The sequence below is a fragment of the Stenotrophomonas sp. INTA L402-1 genome (assembly GCF_059295135.1).
In genome coordinates, this window is the sequence record NZ_JCAFWP010000082.1 from 1 (window position 1) to 3,180 (window position 3,180).

At 65.4% G+C, this 3,180-nt stretch carries 3 protein-coding genes; 1 reads left to right on the top strand and 2 read right to left on the bottom strand.

Features of this window, described 5'->3' with window-relative positions; translation table 11 throughout:
- Window positions 1-30 precede the first annotated feature (30 nt).
- Complete coding sequence (locus AC5O77_RS21520; protein ID WP_049398445.1) at window positions 31-984, top strand: helix-turn-helix transcriptional regulator; 954 nt, start codon at window positions 31-33, stop codon at window positions 982-984.
- On the opposite strand, the gene AC5O77_RS21525 is transcribed toward AC5O77_RS21520, so the two are convergent.
- A complete protein-coding gene (locus AC5O77_RS21525) occupies window positions 970-1,095 on the bottom strand; it encodes a hypothetical protein (RefSeq protein ID WP_494507145.1) in 126 nt (41 codons plus the stop codon). The genes AC5O77_RS21520 and AC5O77_RS21525 overlap by 15 nt on opposite strands.
- Before the next feature lie 85 nt (window positions 1,096-1,180).
- Window positions 1,181-3,091: a CocE/NonD family hydrolase gene (locus tag AC5O77_RS21530; RefSeq protein WP_125894595.1), complete on the bottom strand. Its 1,911-nt coding sequence runs from the start codon at window positions 3,089-3,091 to the stop codon at window positions 1,181-1,183.
- Window positions 3,092-3,180 lie beyond the last annotated feature (89 nt).

Here is a 3,180-nt window from a genome sequence, read left to right on the forward strand (position 1 = left end):
AGCGTCCACCTCCAAAGCACGTGCCGAGCGATGTCCCGATATTTCACTTTTGCTGATTACCGCCGCTTCGGCCACCGCCATGGCTTCGATTACCGCGCCGACCCGGAACACCTGCGTGACGACCAGTGGGCCGGCCATGGCGAGGTCAACGAGCAGTTCCTGCGCGGCGGCATGAGCCTGATCGCCTCCGACGTCCATAATCGCTTCCCTTATGTCGCCACCGCCCAGCAGAGTCCCGGCCTGGCCATCCGCGTGATGCTGCAGGGCCAGGTTGATGTGCGCATTCCGCGACGTGGTGGTTTCACCCTGCGTGCTGGTACGGCGATGACCGCGCACCACCGCGAACAGGTTGAGATGACGGGTGCGCATCCTGGCGAAACGCGCATGCGCGGCGTCAGCGTGATGGTGCCCGGCCAGATCGATCCGGACCTGTTCCAGCTGCCACAGTTGGAGACCGCGCTCAACACCCACCTGGAATGCCGCCACTGGGCCATTCCGCATACCCTGCTGCCGGTGCTGGGCCAGCTGTTCGAAAGCCCATGGGAGGACGGCATCGACGCGTTGTGGCGCGAAGGCGTCGCACTGCAGCTGCTGGCCGTTGGGCTGAAGGCCGAGGATCTGCAGACCGACCATGTACGAACGCTGCGGGCTGGCCAGCGCGAGCGCCTGGAGCGCGTGCGTGCCTACCTGCATGACGATCCCAGCCACGCCCATAGTCTGATCGAACTGGCCCAGCTGGCCTGCATGAGCCCAAGCTCGCTGCGCCGTCATTTCGCCCAGCAGTACGGCTGCTCGGTGTTCGACTACCTGCACGAACAACGCATGCGCCACGCCGAGCAGGGCCTGCGCGAGGACGGCTGGACTGTCGAGCAGGCTGCGGCCGCCAGTGGTTACCGCCACCCCAGCAACTTCGCGGCTGCATTCCGTAAGCGTTTCGGCCTGGTACCCAGCCGCTGGCGCACCGGACCCTCAAAGGTCGGATAGCAGCTTCTGCTTCACGCCATCACGGATGCCGGCCAGCGGCCGGCACAACCGCAGCCGCCTGAATCGAACTTCCATGGCTCCGCTCTGGTAGGTGTCGACCTTGGTCGACACGCTCTCACACCATCACGGATGCCGGCCAGCGGCCGGCACGACCGCGCACCGCCGGGTATCGCGCACCCGGCGCACCTCATCAACCTCAATACACCGGCAGATCGATGTAACTGGCCTGCGCCGCGCTGTGCCAGACCCGCTGCGTGGCCTTCTGGTAATCGCCGGGCTTGGCCAGGTAGACGTTCGGCACGTAGGTCTGCGGGTTGCGGTCATACAGCGGGAACAGACTGGACTGCACCTGCACCATCACCCGGTGCCCCTTCTGGAAGGTGTGGTTGGCGTTGGGCAGGTCGAAGCGGTACGGCAGCACCTCGTTGGCGGCCAGCGGCTTCGGATCGCTGAAGCTCTCGCGATAGCGACCACGGAAGATCGCCAGCGACACCGGCAGCTCGTAACCGCCCATCTCCGGCGTCGACGCTTCCTGGTCCGGATACACGTCGATCAGCTTCACCACCCAGTCGCTGTCGGTGCCGCTGGTCGACGCCTGCAGGTGCACCACCGGTGCGCCGCCGATGCGCAGCGGCGCGGTCAGCGGTTCGGTGATGAAGGTCAGCACGTCCGGGCGGCCATCAACGAAACGCTGATCCTTGACCAGCCAGGTGGTCCACATGTCACGGTCACCGAAACGGACCGGGCGCGGCACGAACGGCACCGGCTTGGCCGGGTCGGACACGTATTCCTCGAAGTCGCCCTCGCCCGCCGCCGGTGCCTGGAACGCCAGCTTGCCGCCAGCACGCAGGTACAGCGGCTTGCTGCTGGCAGCACAACCCTTGTCGCAGCTGCGTGGCCAGCCCTTCAGGCGATCCCAGTGGTTCTCGCCGGTGTTGTAGATCAGCACCGGCGGCGTATCCGCCTTCGGCGCACCGTCCACCAGGTACTGGTCAAAGAACGGCTTGAGCACATCACGGCGGAACTGCAGCGCGGTATCACCATCGAACTTCAGCGCGCCCAGCTCGCTGCCACTGTAGTTCACCTGGCTGTGCCGCCACGGCCCCATCACCAGATAGTTGCGGTTGTTGCCGCTGTCGCGCCCTTCCATTGCCTGGTAGGCGTGGTTGGCACCCCACATGTCCTCCTGATCCCACAGACCCTGCAGCCACATGGTCGGCACCTTCAATGGCGTCTTCGCCATCACCGCGTCCAGCGCCTGGCCCTGCCAGAAGCCGTCATAGGCCGGGTGCTCCACCAGTTTCTTCCACCAGGTCAGCTGGTCCACGCCGGTGAAACGCGCGTAGTCGCCGGCCGAACCGATACGCAGGAAGGTGCTGTAGTCATCGTAGCCGAGGCTGGGCAGCGGCGTGCCCTTGCCGCGCTTCTCGGTCTGCATCGCGAAGTAGTTGAAATTGACCTGGCGGAACGCGCCGTAGTTGAGCCAGTCGTCGCCCATCCAGCCATCCACCATCGGGCTCTGCGGCGCGGCCACCTTCAGCGCCGGGTGCGGGTCGGTCAGCGCCATCACCACGGTGAAGCCCTCGTACGACGAGCCGAGCATACCGACCTTGCCGTTGCTCTCCGGCACGTTCTTCACCAGCCAGTCGATGGTGTCCCAGGCGTCGGTGGAGTGGTCCACCTTGGTGTTGTTCAACGGTCCGCGCAGCGGCCGGGTCATCACGTAATCGCCCTCGGAGCCATACTTGCCGCGGATGTCCTGAAATACGCGGATGTAACCGCCATCGACAAATACCTCGTCGCCCTGCGGCAGCAGGTCGCGCATGCGCGGCGAATCACTGCGGCTGGCGCGGCCGGCAGCATCGTAAGGCGTGCGGGTGAGCAGGATCGGGGCATTGCGCGCGCCCTTGGGCACCACGATCACCGTATACAGCTTGGCGCCATCGCGCATCGGCACCATCACCACGCGCTTGTCGTAGTCACGACCGACATCAGGGGCAACGAAGGGCTTGCCGCTGATGTCCGGGGTCATCGGCGGGGTTTCGGCGGCCAGCACTGTGCTGGACAGGCAAAGGGCAATGGCTACAGCGACGGCACGCACACGCATGGACAACCCCTCCCGGCAGGAAAGCCTCAAGCCTACTCCTGCCTTGAGCCGTGAAGTGTGTGCGTGCTTTGCATTCTGCGGTGGATGCA